This is a genomic window from uncultured Faecalicoccus sp., assembly GCF_944327125.1.
GTDB lineage: Bacteria > Bacillota_I > Bacilli_A > Erysipelotrichales > Erysipelotrichaceae > Faecalicoccus.
Genome location: NZ_CALVGO010000010.1, coordinates 1 through 16,995 on the forward strand (window position 1 = coordinate 1; position 16,995 = coordinate 16,995).

Genomic DNA, 16,995 nt, shown 5'->3' on the forward strand with positions numbered 1-16,995 from the left:
TTTGTGTGCCAGGAAGAAAGAAATATCAAGAAAACTTTTTTGGTCAAAGAGGTGTGGGAACTGTTAGAAATGACGCCTTACCGCTATAAAACTAAAAAAGAATCTTTAGAAAAAGTTAAGACTTTGGATTCTTTAACGTTAACTTTTGATTTTATAATTAGAATATGGAGAAAAGTGTGAAGACAACGATTAAAAAGTGGGGTATCAACGGAGAAGGAATTGCCTATATCAAAGGCAAACCTGTGTTTATCGATGGGGCGATTCCCGGCGAACTGGTAGAATTCTCTGTTGCAGAAGAAAAAGAAAAATATGAGATAGGGAAATTGGAAAACGTTATACAGCCATCCAATTTACGGCATTCACGCCCTTGTCAGGTTCAGGAATGTCAGGGCTGTTCCTTGATGCATGTAAATTATAAGGGACAATGTAAGATGAAGGAGGCTATCTTAAAACAGACATTGGCCAAGTATGCCGGTTATACAAAAAAGATAGCACCAATCATCAAGAATGAAAGAGTACTGGGATATCGAAACAGCTGCAAGTTGCCCGTCAAGATGGTTGATCAAGTGATTCGAATCGGAATGTATCAAAATCGTTCCAATCAATTTGTTCCCTTGCCTCGTTGTATCGTACATCAGAAAAATTTGGAGATAGTTCGTCAAGAAATCGAAAGTTTGATGAATCAATTCCATCTCAAGGAATATGACAGTAAGACAAAAACCGGTATCCGTACTCTGGTCTTAAAAGAATTTGAAGAAAAAGTACAGGTGATCTTCGTAACGGGCGACATGGATCTTGAGGAAAGCTTTATTCAGGAAGTTAGTCAGTTAAAGCCGGTTGGATCGATTTGGCAAAGCATCAAGACGGATTCCAGTATCGATATTTTTGGGAAAACGATGCGACACCTGGCAAAAGACAAAGATATGAAGATTCATCTTCACCAGTATACATTGAATTTATTGCCGCGCTCTTTTTATCAGCTGAATACGAGGCAGGCTGTTGTACTGTATGATTATGTTCAAAGTCTGGTCAGGCCCTGCCGTTTTATCGTGGAAGCCTACAGCGGGATTGGAGCGATGAGCCTGATGGTTTCTTCCAAGGCCAAGCGGGTACTGGGAATCGAAGTGATAGAAGATGCCGTGATCAATGCCAATCAGAATGCCAGAAACAATCATCTGGAACACGTATCATTCGTCTGTGATGATGCGGCCAATGCGTTTTTAAAAATCAGGGACAAGGTGGAGTGTCTGATCGTGGATCCTCCTCGAAGCGGATTGGACAGCTCGATGCGGCAGGCGATTTTAAAGAAAAAGCCGTCACAGTTGATTTATATCTCTTGCAATCCTTCCACCCTGGCAAAGAATTTGAAGGAATTAAAACAGGTATATCATATCGTATCGGTGCAGCCTTTTGACATGTTTTCTCAGACCCAGCATGTCGAGACGGTGTGCCTTTTAGAAAAGAAAAAGTAAGACAGGAAGGAGAAGCTATGAGATTGAGACAATGGATAGGATTTTTATTGACGATTCTTATTATATGGCTGTTGGCTTCGTATGTGATCGATAATTCGATCATATTGCCAGATCCCATTCTGGTAGGACAAACAATGGTTTCACAGCTTTGTTCTACGGAACTGTATCAGTCTTTGGGAATCACTTTGATACGTGTTGTTTTTTCGGTGACATTGTCCTTTCTGTTTGCTTTTGTTCTTTCGTTTGTCATGACTCACTATAAAGGCGTTCGCCCTTATTTTGATCAGATTCTTCTTTTTATAAGAAGTATTCCCAATGTGACCTTTGTGATTCTTCTTTTGTTCTGGATCAATCGGGAAATGAGCATCTATGTGGTTTCCTTTTTGCTGCTGTTTCCAATTTTTTATCAGAATCTGGCTGAATCCATTGAGGACATTCAAATGAAGAGACATGATTTTTTGATCATTTATCCGCAGTCTCTTTTTACTCAGATCAAATACGTGTATGTTCCGGAATTGAAATCGGCGATTTCTTCTGGCTGGATCACTTGTTCATCACTGGGGTTCAAGGTCGTGGTTATGGCAGAGATCTTAACTTCGATTTCTGCTGGAGTGGGTTATAAAATGCAGTTTTCACGCTTAAATATCGACTTAGCAGGTGTTATGGCGTGGACAATTTGGCTATTGATTTGTGTTAGCATTTTTAATAAACTATTAAAGAAAGTTTTAAAAATGCTTTTTAGCTAAGGAGGACTTTCTATGATCAGTATTCTGGTTCCTGTATATAATGTAGGCGATTACCTTTCTCGATGCCTGGATTCTATATTAGGACAGACGTTTAAAGATTTTGAAATCGTGATCGTAAACGACGGATCGAAGGATCATTCCCAAAAGATTGCACAGAAGTATGCAGAACGTCATGACTGTATACGTTTATATAACTATAAGAATGCCGGTATTTCCACTACACGAAATCGTTTATTGGAACATGCTTCGGGTGACTATGTGATGTTTGTGGACAGTGATGACTACATTCATCCCAAGACATTGGAGACCATGATGAACATCATGATCCAAAGAGATTGTGACATCGTTTGCTGCGGTTATTCGATGGATTATCGATTGGGGTCGTTTTACCGTAAAGTGGAAACAAAACCGGTTTTGACGAAGATGGAAGCACTGCGCTCTTTGGCTGAAAACAAAGGGATGAACAACTATCCGTGGGCCAAGCTTTTTAAAAAGTCTTGTTTTGACAATGTCCGTTTTCCAGAATCTCTGCGTGGTTTTGAAGATACTTATACGATCTTTAAGGCCATCAACAATGCTGCGCGGATCGGGTGTACGCCGAAGCGTTTTTATCACTATGTTCAGCATACGGGTTCTTTGACCCATCATATGGATCTGGAAGAGGCTTACGATATGCGCCGGGCGTATGAATATCAGGAAAATTATCTGCACCGACTCTATCCGGAAGAGAACTTTAAATACGACACGCATTTGGTCAATAGTGATTTTGTGATCTTATATACAATCTTTATGTATTACACAAAAAAAGAAAGACCGAAATATACACCGTGTTCTGTAAACTGGAAAAACGTAAATCCTTTTACACATTTGGCCTATGAACTTTTTAAGAATCTTTGTGCAGTGCGTTACGGGTGGTCCAAGAAAAGTGCCCAGGAGTTTAACGAATGGCTGTAAGACACGCGACATTAGAAGATATGGATGTCTTGATGGAAATCTATGCCAGGGCTCGTGCTTTTATGAGGGCTTCGGGCAATCCTACACAATGGAAAGAAGGCTATCCAAGTAAAAAGATTCTCTTAAAGGATATGGAAAAAGACCGGCTGTATGTCTATGAGATCGATGGACAAGTCGAAGGCAGTTTTGTGTTTTTTATTGGGGAAGATCCCAACTATAAGAAAATTGATGGACAATGGCTCAATGATGAGCCTTATGGAGTGATCCATCGCATTGCCACAAGAGGACGGGTTCCTCATGTGGGTCAGAAAATCATCGATTCTTGTTTTGAGAAAATCCATAATCTTCGTATGGATACGCATGAGGACAATCAACCTATGCAGAATCTTTTAAAGAGAAATGGATTTGTTCATACAGGAACGATCGTATTGTTAGAGGTCAATGAGCCAAGACTGGCTTTTCAGGCCGTTCGATAATTAGTTTGGAGTGAAGAAAATGGCTTTTGAATCATTAAGTGATCGATTAAGCAAAGCGCTGAAGAATATTACCGGTCAGGGGAAACTGACGGAATCCAATATGAACGACATGCTCAAGGAAGTGCGCATGTCTTTGTTGGAAGCGGATGTAAACTATACCGTCGTTAAAGATTTTATTGCCTCTGTTAAAGAAAAAGCTTTAGGACAGGAAGTGATTGACTCTGTCAATCCAGGACAGATGGTCGTTAAGATCGTTCACGATGAGATCCAGAAATTGCTTGGGGATGGAGATGCCCGTCTGAATTTGAAGAAAAGCGGTATTTCCACTTTGATGATGGTGGGTCTTCAGGGGACTGGTAAAACAACAGCCAGTGCCAAGATTGCCCGATTCTGTAAAGACAAGTTAAAAAAACGTGTGCTTTTAGTAGCCTGTGACGTGGTGCGCCCGGCGGCTATTGAACAGCTGCAGACCTTAGGGGCTTCCATCGATGTAGAGGTATTCTCTTTAGGCGTATCGGTCAATGCGGTTGAAACGGCCAGACAGGCTTTGGCCTATGCCAGAGAAAGACAAAAAGACCTTGTGATTTTTGATACGGCGGGTCGTCTGCATGTGGATCAGGAATTGATGGATGAGCTTTCACAAATGAAGGCCATCGTTGAGCCGGATGATATTCTCTTGAGCGTGGATGCCATGTCGGGGCAGGATATTGTCACTGTTGCCGGTGAATTTAACGAAAAGCTCTCCATTACAGGGCTCGTAGTCACTAAGATGGATGGCGATGCCCGCGGCGGTGGTTTGTTGTCGGTTCGTTCCATAACCGATGTGCCGGTATTGTTTGTATCCAACGGAGAAAAAGTGGAGGACCTGGAAGAATTCCATCCAGACCGTATGGCCGATCGAATTCTTGGCATGGGGGACATCGTTACTTTGGTGGAACAGGCCCAGGAAAAACTGGATATGGAAGTCCAGAAGAAAACGGTCAACCGTATGTCAAAAGGAATCTTCACGTTCAACGATATGCTGGATCAGTTTGGTCAGGTGCAGAAGATGGGCTCCATGCAGAATATGCTGAAGATGATTCCGGGCTTGGGAAAAATGGTCAATAAGATCGATGATGAAAAGATGAATGATTCTTTCAAGCGTTCTCGTGCCATTATTGAATCTATGACACCTTACGAACGTGAAAATCCATCCTGTCTGAAGGCAAGCCGTAAAACACGTATTGCCAGAGGGGCTGGGGTAAAGGTGATGGAAGTCAACCGCCTGATTTCTCAGCTGGAACAGATGCAGATGATGACAAAGATGATGTCTTCTGGCGGAATGCCGAATATGAGTGCTTTGCAGGGAATGCAAAGAGGGGGCGGCCTTCAGGGCACCAGCAAACATGCGGGCAGCAAGAAGCAGAAGAAGTCCAAGAAAAAGAAGAAGAAAAAATAGAATGTCAAGCAAAAATGCTTGACACTTTATTTTTGTTATGATAAATTGTCTAGGCAACGAAAAGGAAGGTATTTATATATGGTTAAATTACGTTTAAAAAGAATGGGTAAAAAGGGACGTCCTTTCTACCGTATCGTAGCTGCAGATTCCAGAAGTCCTCGTGATGGACGAATCATTGAAGAAGTGGGAACTTACAACCCGATCGCATCTGAAGTCACTGTAAATAAAGAGTTGGCCATGAAATGGCTGAACAATGGTGCAAAACCTTCAGATACAGTTCGTTCTATCCTTTCTAAAGAAGGGATCATGAAAGAATTCCACGAATCTAAAATGGTTAAGAAGTAATGGTAGATTTAGAAAAAACATTAATGGATCTTTGCCTGCCGTTAGTTGATGATGCCAATGCACTTTCTGTAAAGACAATGACAAGCACCAATGAAAATGAAGTGTTGTTGTATGTCTACGCCAACAGTGAAGACGTGGCTCGTCTGATCGGCCGAAAAGGCATGATGGCAACCAGCATCCGTCAGATGATGTCGATTGCCGCACGAGATACAAAGAAAAGGATTTCTGTTAAATTTGAAGCATACTAGGATGTGAAAACATCCTAATTTTTTTAAGGGTGAGATTTATGATCAAAGTGGGTACGATTATCAATACACATGGACTAAAAGGGGAATGCAAGATCTATCTGACGACCGATGATGTAAAGGATCGTTTCCGTCAGGGGCGAATTTTATATCTGAAGGATGGAAAGCCATTAACGGTGACTGGTTTTCGCATGCAAAAAGGATTTGGCTATGCGAAATTTGAAGAGATCAAAGATATTGATGAGGCACAAAAATATAAAACATTTGATTTGTTCATTCGAAAAGAAGACCTTCCATCTTTGGAACAAGGCGTCTATTATTATCACGAGCTGATGGATTGTCAGGTTATCGATGAAAAAGGAATTTCTGCCGGATGTGTGGTGGATATCCTTGAAACGGGAACGCATATCGTATTGCGCGTTCAAGACGAAGAGTCTTCATTCCTGCTTCCTTTTGTTCCTGCCTTTATTTCCAATGTAGATAAAGAAAACCGTATTATTTATTTTAAAGACATGGAGGGGCTCCGATGAAAATTACCGTGTTGACGCTTTTTCCCGAATACTTTGAAACACTGCTAGGATCCAGCATTATCGGAAGGGCCTATGCCGCTGGAAAATTCGAGTTCGAATGCATTGATTTTCGTCAATTTACCAAGGAAAAACATGGCCATGTGGACGATACTCCCTATGGAGGCGGGGCCGGAATGGTATTGATGTGCCAGCCGGTGATCGATGCGTTAAACAGTGTACGCACGCCGGAAAGTACGGTGATCTTATTGAGCCCTCAGGGAAAGACCTTTAAACACGCCGTTGCCAGAGATCTGGCTTTAAAGGAGCATCTGATTTTTATTTGCGGACACTACGAAGGCTTCGATGAAAGGATTCGAAGCTATGTGGATATGCAGCTTTCGTTAGGAGACTTTGTACTGACGGGAGGAGAACCCGCCTGCATGGTGATGTGTGATGCGATCCTTCGTCTTCTTCCGGGCACGATTCGTCAAGATAGTTTTGAAGACGATTCGTTTTCCAACGGTTTACTGGAATATCCGCAATATACTCGTCCTGAAATCTATGATGGGAAAAAGGTGCCGGATGTCTTGTTGAGCGGGCATCATGCCAATATAAAAAAATGGCGCCGGCAAATGGCTCTGAAGAACACATGGCTCCATCGTCCTGATTTACTGGAAACCGCAGATCTGGACGAGGAAGATCGAACATTTCTTTCAAAAATGATTGAAAACGAAGATCAACTATGATATTATTTTGAAGCATTATTGCACGGTATTGTTCCGCTGACACGATGTGTGAATGAACAAGCTAGCCGTATGGAAGAAAAGGAGGAACAAAGATGAATTTAAATTTAGTTAACGAAATCACAAAATCACAGCTGAAAACGGATATTCCTTCATTCCGCTCTGGTAGTACCGTTCGTGTACACGTACGTATCAAAGAGGGGGACAAGAGCCGTATCCAGGTTTTTGAAGGAGTTGTCATTGAACGAGTTGGCGGCGGTATTTCTGAAACATTTACTGTTCGTAAAATGTCCAATGGTGTAGGTGTTGAGCGTAAATTCCCATTGCATTCACCAATCGTTGATAAAATTGAAGTGGTTCGTAACGGTAAGGTTCGTCGTAATAAATTGCATTATTTACGCGGTCGTTCCGGAAAAGCTGCTCGTCTTAAAGAAGTACGCTAATTCAATGCCGAGAAATCGGCATTTTTTCTTTTTGCCGATTAGTGTATAATACACAATAGAAACGAAATGGGGTTTAGAAAATGAGAAAAGCGAACAAACGTGAAAAAAAAGCAGCTTATCGATATAACGAAGAAGATGAAAGAACTCTTTTAGAAGACGTCCTTGGCTTTATCAAGGTTTTTGCGATTACGGCAATTGTCATACTGATTTTTATGAATTTTATTGCCCATCCTATCAAAGTGAATGGAAAAAGTATGGATCCTACACTGCAGGATGGCGAATTTGGTTTTACCAACCTGGCCAGCGCCTGGTTATCGCAAATCGATCGTTATGACATCGTTGTTGTGACCACGGAACAAGAAGTCACCGATGACGAGGGCAAATCATCTATGCAGGAGATCCAGATCGTGAAACGAGTTATTGGAATGCCGGGAGATACAGTTTCCTGTATTGATGACGAGATCTATATCAATGGAACCATCATTGAGGAAGATGATTATATCGATCCGGACTATATCGAACAGTGTCGGGAGGAATACGGATATTTCAACCAGATCGAACAAGTTTCAAAAAGTGAAGATGGAAAAACCATCGTTGAATATGTAGACTTCCCTGAAGTTACTTTAGGGGATGATGAATATTTTGTGATGGGAGATAACCGTCCTGTTTCCAAAGATTCAAGAGACAGTTCGATTGGTGTCATTAAGAAAAGTCAGATCTATGGAGTGGGGACTTTGATCTTGCTTCCATTTGATGAATTTGGAATCAAAGGATAGGACACATCATGTCAAATCAAAAACAGATTCAGTGGTTTCCCGGCCATATGACCAAAGCCAAACGTCAGATGGAGGAAAATTTAAAGAAAGTAGACTTTGTGATTGAGATTCGGGATGCCCGAATCCCTTTTTCCAGTAAAAATCCCATGTTGGAGAATTTGATCCAAAATAAGCCTCGTCTGATCATTCTTTCAAAAAGAGATAAAGCCGATCCCAAGGCAAGCGACTTGTGGAAAAAAGCGTTAGAGAAAGAAAACTGCACCGTTTTAACGCTGGATCTGATCCATGATTCTTATTTTAAGGTTTTGGTCGAGAAAGCCAATGAAATCTGCAGTGCGTTGATTGAAAAACAAAAGCGGCGAGGGATTCGTCCCCGTGCGTTAAGAGCGATGGTATGCGGAATTCCCAATGTAGGGAAAAGCACGTTTATCAATACTCTGGCCAAGCGAAAAGCGGCCATGACCGCCGATCGCCCTGGTGTTACCAAATCACTTCAATGGATCAAACTGTCGTCATCTTTGGAATTGCTGGATACGCCAGGTGTATTATGGCCCAAATTTGATGATCAGGATATTGGGATTCGTCTGGCACTTTTGGGGTCGATTCGCGATGAAGTCGTAAACATCGAAGAGTTGGCGATGTATGCCTGCAAGTGGTGTTTAGATACAAAACCGGGTTTACTGGCATCAATCTATCAAGTGGATGAAACGACGCCATGGCAAACTCTCGAAAACATTGCCCGCAAAAGAGGTTATCTTCAAAAGGGACAGATCGACGAAAATCGTCTGGTCCGTTCCTTTGTCAAAGATATCCGTGAGGATAAATTAGGTCCGCTGACCTGGGAGCTGCCCGATGATCAGTAATCCTTTGGAAAATGAACTTTGGAATGAATACCCTCTGATCCTGGGAATGGACGAAGCAGGCCGTGGTCCGATTGCCGGACCTCTGGTTGTGGCCGGCTGTATTTTTGAGACAGGCTATCTGCATCCTGAAATTGATGACTCAAAAAAGCTGAGTGAAAAGAAACGGGAAGCCCTTTTTCATGAGATCCAGGAAGAAGCCTTATGGTTTGAGATCCTTGTGATTTCGGAAAAAGAAATCGATCAGAAAAATATTTATCGGGCCACACAGGATGCGATGGTCCAGATTGCCAAGGATGCCCCTTGTGATTATTGTCTGAGCGATGCGATGAAGTTGCCTTCTTATCAGGGAGAGTATGAAGCCATCGTAAAAGGGGACTCCAAATCCATTTCCATTGCCGCTGCCAGTATCTTGGCCAAAGTCACCCGAGACCACATCATGGTAGAACTGGATCAAAAGTATCCGGAGTATGGTTTTAAGAAGCATAAGGGATATCCGACAAAAGCCCATCTTGAGGCTTTAAAGACATATGGTGTTCTTCCTTGTCATCGAAGATCCTATGGTCCGGTTCAAAAAGAATTAGAAATCAAATTATTTGGATAGAAAGTCGATTCTATCCTTTTTTTTCGTATATATATATATGAAAAAAATCACTAGAGAAGCTATTTTATGGTATGCCCTGCAAACACAGGGCGACTGGTTTCAAATTGCCCATTCCATTCGGGATAAAGATGACTATAAGATCGTTCATTATCGTTATCCGTATATCACCATCCTGGATTCGGACTATCCGTCCTGTTTTCTAAGGCTTCGCTATCCGCCCTGGATCTTGTTTTATCAGGGGAATCTGTCGTATCTGTATTTAGAAGGCATCGGTATCGTAGGCAGCCGAAACTGCACGGCCCAGGCAATAAAGGATACCCAGACAGTTGCAGAGATCGTAAAGAAAAAGTATGTGGTTGTCTCTGGACTTGCTTCAGGGGTGGATGCGATGGCACATCGATGTGCTCTGGATCGTAAAACGATCGGATTTATCGGATGCGGAATCGACCGAATCTATCCAAAATCAAATACAGAACTGTATCAGATCATGCGCAAAGATCATTTGATTGTCAGTGAATATCCTATGGGTGTTTTGCCTCTCTCTAAACATTTTCCGTGGCGTAACCGTTTGATTGCTGCCTGTTCTAAAAGTTTGATCGTGATCCAGGCAAAGTACAAAAGTGGAACGATGCATACGGTCAAACAATGTTTGGAGCTGTCAAAAACAGTGTATTGTCTTCCCAGTGCTTTTTCAGATACAGAATACCAGGGATGTAATTATTTGATTCAAAGCGGGGCGCAAATCATCGTAAATCAAAAAGATCTGGAAGAATTATAATTGACAAATCGAAACTTTTATTGTTTGATAACTATCGAATAATTGGAGGAAGACATGGGGAAGAATTTAGTCATTGTGGAATCGCCTTCGAAATCAAAGACGATTGAAAAGTATTTAGGAAAAGATTTTAAAGTGGTTTCCAGTAAAGGACATATCTGTGACCTTGCCACTTCGGGTAAAGAAGGACTGGGGATTGATGTGGAACATGACTTTAAACCAACATATAAAATCAGTAAAGATAAAAAGGACACTGTTAAAGAGTTAAAAGCGCTGGCAAAAAAATCCGATTCGGTATATCTGGCAAGTGACCCGGACCGTGAAGGAGAAGCGATTGCCTGGCATCTGGCCAGAGAGCTGGATCTGGATCTTGATCAGACCAAACGTATCATTTTCCATGAGATCACCAAACCCGCCATTCTGGAGGCAATCAAAGAACCGACGCATATTGATATGGATCTGGTGCATTCTCAGGAAACACGTAGAATGTTGGACCGTATCATCGGTTTTAAGCTCAGCAAGCTTTTACAGAATAAGATTCAGTCCAAATCGGCCGGACGTGTGCAGTCGGTGGCGTTGCATTTGATCGTATTAAAAGAAAAAGAAATCAAGAATTTCAAACCGGAAGAATACTGGACGATCCATGCGGATCTGAAAAAGGGCCGTCAGAATTTTGAGGCTGTTTTGAATAAAGTAGACGGAAAAAAACCAAAACTTCAAAAGGAAGAGCAGGCAAAAGACATCGTTCAAAGATGTCAGGCTCCTTTTGTGATCTCATCTTTGACCAACCGCTCCAAGAAAAAACAGGCCCGCCTTCCTTTTACGACGTCGACACTGCAGCAGGAAGCCAGCACCAAGCTGGGATTTGGTGCCAAAAGGACCATGAGCATTGCACAGAAACTTTATGAAGGTATCGATTTAGGGGGCCAGATGGAAGGTTTGATCACGTATATGCGTAGTGACTCGACCCGATTGAGCGATTTGTTTGTTAAAGACGCCTTGTCTTATATTGAACAAGAATATGGGAAAGAATATGTAGGAAAGGTTCATGCCAAGAATTCTAAGAATTCACAGGATGCCCATGAAGCGATACGTCCTACGAATATTTTAAATACGCCAGAAAGAGTCAAGCCGTATCTTTCTTCGGAACAGCATCGTCTTTATTCATTGATCTATGCCCGTACGGTTGCGTATTTGATGAGCGATGCCGTTTTCAGCGTGACCAACGTGAAGTTTGACTGCAATGGCTGTGAATTTGCAGTTTCCGGCCAGGCTTTGACTTTTGACGGATATCTCAAGGCCTACAGCAAGTATGAAAAACAAAAAGATGATTTGCTTCCTGAGCTGGAAAAGGGAGAGACTTTTCATGATGTTCCGGTGGAAGCCAAACAGCATTTTACCGAAGCACCGGCCCGTTATACAGAAGCCAGACTGATCAAGGAACTCGAAGAAAAATCGATTGGCCGTCCAAGCACCTATGCGATGATCATTGATACACTTCAGAAAAGAGATTATTCGCAATTGATGCAGGATCCGGATAAAACAACGAAAACAAAAGTCTTTTTCCCTACCGAGCAGGGAATCTTGACCGATGAAAAACTGCAGGAATACTTTAAGAGTGTAATCAATGTCGAATATACAGCCAATATGGAAAATACCCTGGATGAGATTGCCGAAGGACATATCGATCCAATCGAGTATATGCATACTTTCTATGATGAGTTTGCTCCATTGGTCGAAGATGCTTATACGAAAATGCCTAAAAAGGAATTGGAACGGGTAGGAAAAGTCTGTCCGGAATGCGGCGGAGAGCTGGTATACCGGAATGGAAAGTATGGAAAGTTTATATCCTGCATCAATTTCCCGAAATGCCGGTATACAGAAAATCAAGAAGAGCCAATGAATCAGGAACAGCCGCAGGAAGAAAAGCTTTGTCCAAACTGCGGGGCGAAGATGGTTATCAAAAAAGGACGCTACGGACCTTTCTGGGCTTGTTCCAATTACCCGGAATGTAAAACGATCGTGCCTCTTAAAGAAAAGGCAAAACCGGAACCGACCGGTGAAATGTGTCCGGAGTGCGGCCATGAACTTGTTAAGAGAAAATCCCGGTTTGGAACGACCTTTATTGGCTGCAGCAATTATCCAAAATGCCGATATATCAAAAAGGAGACAAAGAATAAATGAGTCAAGTGACGATTGTAGGCGCCGGGCTTGCCGGATCCGAAGCAGCCTGGCAATGTGCCAAAAGAGGAATCAAAGTCAAACTGATCGAAATGAGGCCGGATAAAAAAAGTCCGGCTTTTCATAGTGGAGATTTTGCCGAACTTGTCTGTTCCAATTCGCTTCGTTCCAATGCCTTGAACAATGCGGTAGGGATCTTGAAGGAAGAACTGCGCAGGTTGGATTCTTTAGTGATTCGCGTTGCGGATCAGACAAGCGTTCCTGCCGGAAGTGCACTGGCTGTGGATCGAACCTTGTTTTCTAAGAAAATTACAGAGATGCTTGAAAACCATCCAAACATTGAAGTGGTCCGTGAGGAAATCACGAAAATTCCGCAAGGACCCTGTATTCTTTGTACCGGACCTTTGACCAGTGATGCTCTGGCACAGGAAATTGATCGATATTTGGGCCAGGATCCGCTTCACTTCTATGATGCGGCTGCCCCTATTGTCGAAAAAGATTCCATTGATTTTTCCAAAGCGTATTTTAAGTCGCGTTACGACAAGGGCGAGGCCAGCTACATCAACTGCCCGATGGATCAGGAAGAGTTTGACCGTTTCTATGATGCCTTGATCCATGCCGAATGTGTAAAGATGCATGATTTTGAACTCAAGGTCTTTGAAGGCTGCATGCCAATCGAAGAAATGGCCAGACGCGGAAAGAAAACCATGTTGTTTGGACCGTTGAAGCCTGTGGGCCTGGAAAAAGACAGCATGCATCATCCGGTTGCGGTCGTTCAGCTTAGACAAGATAATGTAGCAGGTTCTTTATATAATATTGTAGGATTTCAGACGCATTTGACCTGGCCGGAACAACGCCGTGTTTTCTCGTTGATTCCCGGACTGGAGAATCTGAAGATCACCCGTTATGGTGTAATGCATCGAAACTCTTTTATCTGTTCTCCTAAAGTGTTACGGGAAACCTATCAGTCACTGAAACGAGAGGATTTGTTTTTTGCCGGTCAACTGACGGGGGTCGAAGGATACGTGGAATCTTGTGCCAGCGGTTTGATTGCGGGCATCAATATGGCATTGTTTATCCAGAAAAAAGAGCCGATCGTATTTGACAATACTTGTATCATGGGAAGTCAGGCTCACTATATCACGCATTGTACACCGGAGCATTTTCAGCCGATGAATGCCAATTTCGGTATTGTATCTTTAACAGAGAAATGTAAAAAATCAGTTCGCAAGGAAAAGATCCTGGAGCAGGCGCTGAAACGTATCGATCAGATTTCGGAGATAGTCAATGGATGAGTTGATCGAACGCTTTCTGCAGTATGTCTATCATCAGCATTCGCAATCGGAAAAAACGATGGATGCATATCGTCGAGATCTAAACCAGCTGCGTGATTTTCTACAGGCTCAGGGCATCGATGATTTTGAAAAAGTGGATCGTCTGACTTTTCTGGACTTTTTAAAAAACTGCCGCCAGCTAAAGGATGGTTCTCTGGCCAAAAATTCGACGATCGCAAGAAAGTTAAGTACATACCGTTCTTTTTATCGTTATCTAAATGAATATATCGGTATCCAGAACAATCCGATGGTTTCTATACACGCTCCCAAAAACAATCGTAAGATCCCAGATTTCTTATTTGTCTCAGAGATTCGAACGTTTTTGGATTCGTACGATCTTTCCAAACCCGCTTCTATCCGGGATCGTATGATATTTACTTTGATGTATGCCTGTGGTTTGCGTTTGAGTGAAACCGTCAATCTATGCTGGGAAGACGTCCATCTTCAGGAACGCTTTTTACTCATCAAAGGGAAAGGCAGCAAAGAAAGGTTGGTTCCTTTTTATGCGGCGCTGATTCAGGCGTTTCAGGAATACCGTTTGCGGTATTGGGAAAAATATGCCCGTTCAACCGATGCGGTCTTTGTTTCGCTTCGTGGCAATCCGATGACGCCGCGTTCGATCCAGTACTTGATGCAAAAACATGCCGATGAGATCGGTATGCATATGAACGTACATCCGCATATGCTTCGCCACAGCTTTGCGACCCATCTTCTGGATAATGGGGCCGATATCCGTATCGTGCAGGAGCTGTTGGGCCATTCCAGTCTGTCGACCACACAGATCTATACGCACTTGTCATCCGGAAAACTTTTAAAAGAATATCAAAAAGCGCATCCTTTGGCCAATCAGGGCATAAAAAGGTAAAAAGTCCATTGAAATCGGGTCTTTGACATGGTATTATGAACAAGCGTGAAAGCGCAAATACACACATCATGGATTCGGGTGCCCGTGCATTTTAAGTGTTGCACTCGTTCGAAATGATGGAGGAGTAACGGAAAGGAAGGACTATTATGTCAATTGTATCAATGAAGAAATTGTTAGAGAATGGTGTACATTTCGGACATCAGACTCGCCGCTGGAATCCAAAGATGAAACCTTACATCTATACCAGCCGTAACGGGGTTTATATCGTAGATTTAAACCAGACGATCGAACAGATCGAAGATGCTTATGCAGAATTGAAAGCAATCAGTGAACGCGGAGGAAAAGTACTTTTTGTAGGTACAAAAAAACAAGCTGCGGAAATCGTAGAAGAACAGGCATTACGTTCAGGTTCTTTCTATGTCAACAAACGTTGGCTGGGCGGACTTTTAACGAACTTCCGTACGATCCAGAAACGTGTTAAACGTTTGGTTGAGATCGAAGAGATGGAAGCCAGCGGAAAAATTGAAGTCTATACGAAAAAAGAACAAGCCAACCTGCGCAAGGAAAAGGCAAAACTGGAAAGCAGCTTAGGCGGAATCAAAGAAATGAAGAAACTGCCGGATGCTGTGATCATTGTGGATCCAAAAGAAGAACACAATGCCGTAGCAGAAGCCAAAAAATTAGGTATTCCTGTATTTGCGATGCTGGATACAAACTGTGATCCAGAAGATGCAACCTATCCAATTGCTTCTAACGATGATGCGGCTCGTTCTATCAAATTGGTGCTGACGATCTTGGCCGATGCCATCGTAGATGCCAAGGGCGGCGTTCTTGAACTGGCTTTCTTGGACAATACAGAAGAAGATGTAACGATGGATGACGTAATCAAAAACGTTGAACAGCAGATTGCGGAAAACGAAAGAAGACGTCGTCAGCGTATCGAAGAAAAACGTAAGAGAAACTTCGAACGCCGTAACCGTCGTTTCAACAAACCAGCTCAAAAAGAAGAAGCAAAACCAGAAACAAAAGAAGAAGCTCCTGCAGAGGAAACAACTTCAGAAGCTGAATAATGATTAGATGAGAAAAGGAGAATAATCATGGCTATTACCGCAAGTCAAGTAAAAGAATTACGTGAAAAAACCGGTGCCGGAATGATGGACTGTAAAAAAGCCCTGACAGAATGCGATGGAGATATCGCAAAAGCTGTTGACTGGCTCCGTGAAAAGGGAATCGCAAAAGCAGAGAAGAAAGCCGGACGTATCGCCGCTGAAGGTCTGACACGTGTCGCAAGCCAGGGTAATGATGCGGTGATCTTCGAAGTAAACTCGGAAACAGACTTCGTTGCCAAGAACGAACAGTTCCTGCACGTATTGGATGTTCTTCAGGCTGCACTTTTAGAGGCAAAACCTGCCACTTTGGAAGATGCTTTAAAAGTGAACACAGCGGAAGGAAGCGTAGAAGATGTGATCACAAACGCAACGGCTACGATTGGAGAAAAAATTTCTTTCCGTCGTGTCAATGTCATCACAAAACAGGATGATGAAGTATTCGGTACATACATGCATATGGGTGGAAAGATCTCCAGCGTTGTTGTATTGAAGGGAACACAGGATGCACAGATCGCAAAAAATATTGCGATGCAGGTAGCTTCTATGTCTCCAGCTTATGTAAGCCAGGATGAAATTCCGTCAGAAGTGGTTGAACACGAACGTGAATTGCAGTTACAGATGATGCAGAACGATCCAAAAATGGCAAACAAACCTGAAAATGTACTTCAGGGAATCTTGAAAGGGAAAGTCGACAAACACTTTAAAGATCTTTGCTTAAATGATCAGGAATACTTCCTGGAACCTAAACAGAAAGTTGGACAGTTCCTGAAAGAAAACGGATGCAGCGCAGTTTGCTTCGTTCGCTACCAGACAGGTGAAGGTATCGAAAAACGTGAAGAAAACTTCGCAGAAGAAGTTATGTCACAAATCAAGGGGTAATTTTATTACCTCTTTTTTTTATATATAAATGAAAATTAATGAAAATAATGAAAATATACTTGAAAATGTTTCATAAACATGTATAATGGACCCATAGTGATGAAGGGAAGGAGTACAGAACCTCTTTTTTCTAGAGAATTGGCGGATGGTGCAAGCCATAAAAAATGTTCTGGAACGTGTCCTGGAGCTTCTATGTCGAAATCTTATGAGGCATAGACGCAATTCTGCGTTATCGATGAGG

The 16,995-nt window shown here is 42.5% G+C and carries 20 protein-coding genes and 1 other annotated feature (1 of these 21 only partly in view); all 20 genes read left to right on the forward strand.

Going from position 1 to position 16,995, the window contains the following annotated elements; all coding sequences use genetic code 11:
• On the forward strand, positions 1–180 hold a 180-nt coding region (locus Q0K03_RS02340), incomplete at its 5' end, for a hypothetical protein (RefSeq protein ID WP_297237309.1).
• Positions 165–1,472, forward strand: coding sequence for a 23S rRNA (uracil(1939)-C(5))-methyltransferase RlmD (gene rlmD, locus Q0K03_RS02345; RefSeq protein WP_297237311.1), 1,308 nt, complete (start codon positions 165–167; stop codon positions 1,470–1,472). The genes Q0K03_RS02340 and rlmD, both read left to right, overlap by 16 nt.
• A gap of 17 nt (positions 1,473–1,489) precedes the next feature.
• Positions 1,490–2,218: a hypothetical protein gene (locus Q0K03_RS02350; RefSeq protein ID WP_297237313.1), complete on the forward strand. Its 729-nt coding sequence runs from the start codon at positions 1,490–1,492 to the stop codon at positions 2,216–2,218.
• A gap of 12 nt (positions 2,219–2,230) precedes the next feature.
• Positions 2,231–3,172, forward strand: a complete 942-nt coding sequence (locus tag Q0K03_RS02355) for a glycosyltransferase (protein WP_297237315.1) — start codon at positions 2,231–2,233, stop codon at positions 3,170–3,172.
• The gene (locus Q0K03_RS02360) at positions 3,163–3,648 is read left to right on the forward strand and encodes a GNAT family protein (RefSeq protein WP_297237317.1); all 486 of its coding nucleotides are present in this window, start codon (positions 3,163–3,165) and stop codon (positions 3,646–3,648) included. Before Q0K03_RS02355 ends, Q0K03_RS02360 begins: the two co-directional genes overlap by 10 nt.
• Positions 3,649–3,667: 19 nt before the next feature.
• On the forward strand, positions 3,668–5,086 hold the full coding sequence (gene ffh / locus Q0K03_RS02365; protein ID WP_297237319.1) for a signal recognition particle protein: 1,419 nt from the start codon (positions 3,668–3,670) through the stop codon (positions 5,084–5,086).
• Between the two features lie 78 nt (positions 5,087–5,164).
• Positions 5,165–5,431, forward strand: coding sequence for a 30S ribosomal protein S16 (gene rpsP, locus Q0K03_RS02370; protein WP_297237321.1), 267 nt, complete (start codon positions 5,165–5,167; stop codon positions 5,429–5,431).
• Complete coding sequence (locus Q0K03_RS02375) at positions 5,431–5,679, forward strand: KH domain-containing protein (RefSeq protein ID WP_297237323.1); 249 nt, start codon at positions 5,431–5,433, stop codon at positions 5,677–5,679. Before rpsP ends, Q0K03_RS02375 begins: the two co-directional genes overlap by 1 nt.
• A 38-nt stretch (positions 5,680–5,717) precedes the next feature.
• Entirely contained in the window at positions 5,718–6,206 is a 489-nt protein-coding gene (gene rimM, locus Q0K03_RS02380) for a ribosome maturation factor RimM (protein WP_297237325.1), read from the forward strand.
• Positions 6,203–6,931, forward strand: a complete 729-nt coding sequence (trmD, locus tag Q0K03_RS02385) for a tRNA (guanosine(37)-N1)-methyltransferase TrmD (RefSeq protein WP_297237327.1) — start codon at positions 6,203–6,205, stop codon at positions 6,929–6,931. Before rimM ends, trmD begins: the two co-directional genes overlap by 4 nt.
• A 92-nt stretch (positions 6,932–7,023) precedes the next feature.
• Positions 7,024–7,371 (forward strand): 50S ribosomal protein L19, encoded by a 348-nt coding sequence (gene rplS, locus Q0K03_RS02390; RefSeq protein ID WP_297237329.1) that lies wholly within the window; start codon positions 7,024–7,026, stop codon positions 7,369–7,371.
• An 80-nt stretch (positions 7,372–7,451) separates the two neighbouring features.
• Positions 7,452–8,147 (forward strand): signal peptidase I, encoded by a 696-nt coding sequence (lepB, locus tag Q0K03_RS02395; RefSeq protein WP_297237331.1) that lies wholly within the window; start codon positions 7,452–7,454, stop codon positions 8,145–8,147.
• An 8-nt stretch (positions 8,148–8,155) separates the two neighbouring features.
• The gene (ylqF, locus tag Q0K03_RS02400) at positions 8,156–9,010 is read left to right on the forward strand and encodes a ribosome biogenesis GTPase YlqF (protein WP_297237333.1); all 855 of its coding nucleotides are present in this window, start codon (positions 8,156–8,158) and stop codon (positions 9,008–9,010) included.
• On the forward strand, positions 9,000–9,611 hold the full coding sequence (locus Q0K03_RS02405) for a ribonuclease HII (protein ID WP_297237335.1): 612 nt from the start codon (positions 9,000–9,002) through the stop codon (positions 9,609–9,611). Before ylqF ends, Q0K03_RS02405 begins: the two co-directional genes overlap by 11 nt.
• A 37-nt stretch (positions 9,612–9,648) precedes the next feature.
• The gene (gene dprA / locus Q0K03_RS02410) at positions 9,649–10,389 is read left to right on the forward strand and encodes a DNA-processing protein DprA (protein ID WP_297237337.1); all 741 of its coding nucleotides are present in this window, start codon (positions 9,649–9,651) and stop codon (positions 10,387–10,389) included.
• A 54-nt stretch (positions 10,390–10,443) separates the two neighbouring features.
• Positions 10,444–12,570: a type I DNA topoisomerase gene (topA, locus tag Q0K03_RS02415; protein ID WP_297237339.1), complete on the forward strand. Its 2,127-nt coding sequence runs from the start codon at positions 10,444–10,446 to the stop codon at positions 12,568–12,570.
• Positions 12,567–13,862 carry a methylenetetrahydrofolate--tRNA-(uracil(54)-C(5))-methyltransferase (FADH(2)-oxidizing) TrmFO gene (gene trmFO, locus Q0K03_RS02420; protein WP_297237341.1) on the forward strand — a complete coding sequence of 432 codons (1,296 nt, stop codon included), beginning with the start codon at positions 12,567–12,569 and terminating at the stop codon, positions 13,860–13,862. Before topA ends, trmFO begins: the two co-directional genes overlap by 4 nt.
• Complete coding sequence (gene xerA / locus Q0K03_RS02425; protein ID WP_297237343.1) at positions 13,855–14,766, forward strand: site-specific tyrosine recombinase/integron integrase; 912 nt, start codon at positions 13,855–13,857, stop codon at positions 14,764–14,766. The genes trmFO and xerA overlap by 8 nt, the downstream gene beginning before the upstream one ends.
• Positions 14,767–14,912: 146 nt before the next feature.
• Positions 14,913–15,836 (forward strand): 30S ribosomal protein S2, encoded by a 924-nt coding sequence (gene rpsB / locus Q0K03_RS02430; protein WP_297237345.1) that lies wholly within the window; start codon positions 14,913–14,915, stop codon positions 15,834–15,836.
• 27 nt (positions 15,837–15,863) lie between these two features.
• Positions 15,864–16,754: a translation elongation factor Ts gene (gene tsf / locus Q0K03_RS02435; RefSeq protein WP_297237347.1), complete on the forward strand. Its 891-nt coding sequence runs from the start codon at positions 15,864–15,866 to the stop codon at positions 16,752–16,754.
• Between the two features lie 90 nt (positions 16,755–16,844).
• Positions 16,845–16,995: a binding site (T-box leader), on the forward strand; it runs 55 nt beyond the window's last position.

Coding starts and splice junctions, on each gene's coding strand:
- rlmD (WP_297237311.1), top strand. CDS start 165: ATGGAGAAAAGTGTGAAGACAACGATTAAAAAGTGGGGTATCAACGGA.
- Q0K03_RS02350 (WP_297237313.1), top strand. CDS start 1,490: ATGAGATTGAGACAATGGATAGGATTTTTATTGACGATTCTTATTATA.
- Q0K03_RS02355 (WP_297237315.1), top strand. CDS start 2,231: ATGATCAGTATTCTGGTTCCTGTATATAATGTAGGCGATTACCTTTCT.
- Q0K03_RS02360 (WP_297237317.1), top strand. CDS start 3,163: ATGGCTGTAAGACACGCGACATTAGAAGATATGGATGTCTTGATGGAA.
- ffh (WP_297237319.1), top strand. CDS start 3,668: ATGGCTTTTGAATCATTAAGTGATCGATTAAGCAAAGCGCTGAAGAAT.
- rpsP (WP_297237321.1), top strand. CDS start 5,165: ATGGTTAAATTACGTTTAAAAAGAATGGGTAAAAAGGGACGTCCTTTC.
- Q0K03_RS02375 (WP_297237323.1), top strand. CDS start 5,431: ATGGTAGATTTAGAAAAAACATTAATGGATCTTTGCCTGCCGTTAGTT.
- rimM (WP_297237325.1), top strand. CDS start 5,718: ATGATCAAAGTGGGTACGATTATCAATACACATGGACTAAAAGGGGAA.
- trmD (WP_297237327.1), top strand. CDS start 6,203: ATGAAAATTACCGTGTTGACGCTTTTTCCCGAATACTTTGAAACACTG.
- rplS (WP_297237329.1), top strand. CDS start 7,024: ATGAATTTAAATTTAGTTAACGAAATCACAAAATCACAGCTGAAAACG.
- lepB (WP_297237331.1), top strand. CDS start 7,452: ATGAGAAAAGCGAACAAACGTGAAAAAAAAGCAGCTTATCGATATAAC.
- ylqF (WP_297237333.1), top strand. CDS start 8,156: ATGTCAAATCAAAAACAGATTCAGTGGTTTCCCGGCCATATGACCAAA.
- Q0K03_RS02405 (WP_297237335.1), top strand. CDS start 9,000: ATGATCAGTAATCCTTTGGAAAATGAACTTTGGAATGAATACCCTCTG.
- dprA (WP_297237337.1), top strand. CDS start 9,649: ATGAAAAAAATCACTAGAGAAGCTATTTTATGGTATGCCCTGCAAACA.
- topA (WP_297237339.1), top strand. CDS start 10,444: ATGGGGAAGAATTTAGTCATTGTGGAATCGCCTTCGAAATCAAAGACG.
- trmFO (WP_297237341.1), top strand. CDS start 12,567: ATGAGTCAAGTGACGATTGTAGGCGCCGGGCTTGCCGGATCCGAAGCA.
- xerA (WP_297237343.1), top strand. CDS start 13,855: ATGGATGAGTTGATCGAACGCTTTCTGCAGTATGTCTATCATCAGCAT.
- rpsB (WP_297237345.1), top strand. CDS start 14,913: ATGTCAATTGTATCAATGAAGAAATTGTTAGAGAATGGTGTACATTTC.
- tsf (WP_297237347.1), top strand. CDS start 15,864: ATGGCTATTACCGCAAGTCAAGTAAAAGAATTACGTGAAAAAACCGGT.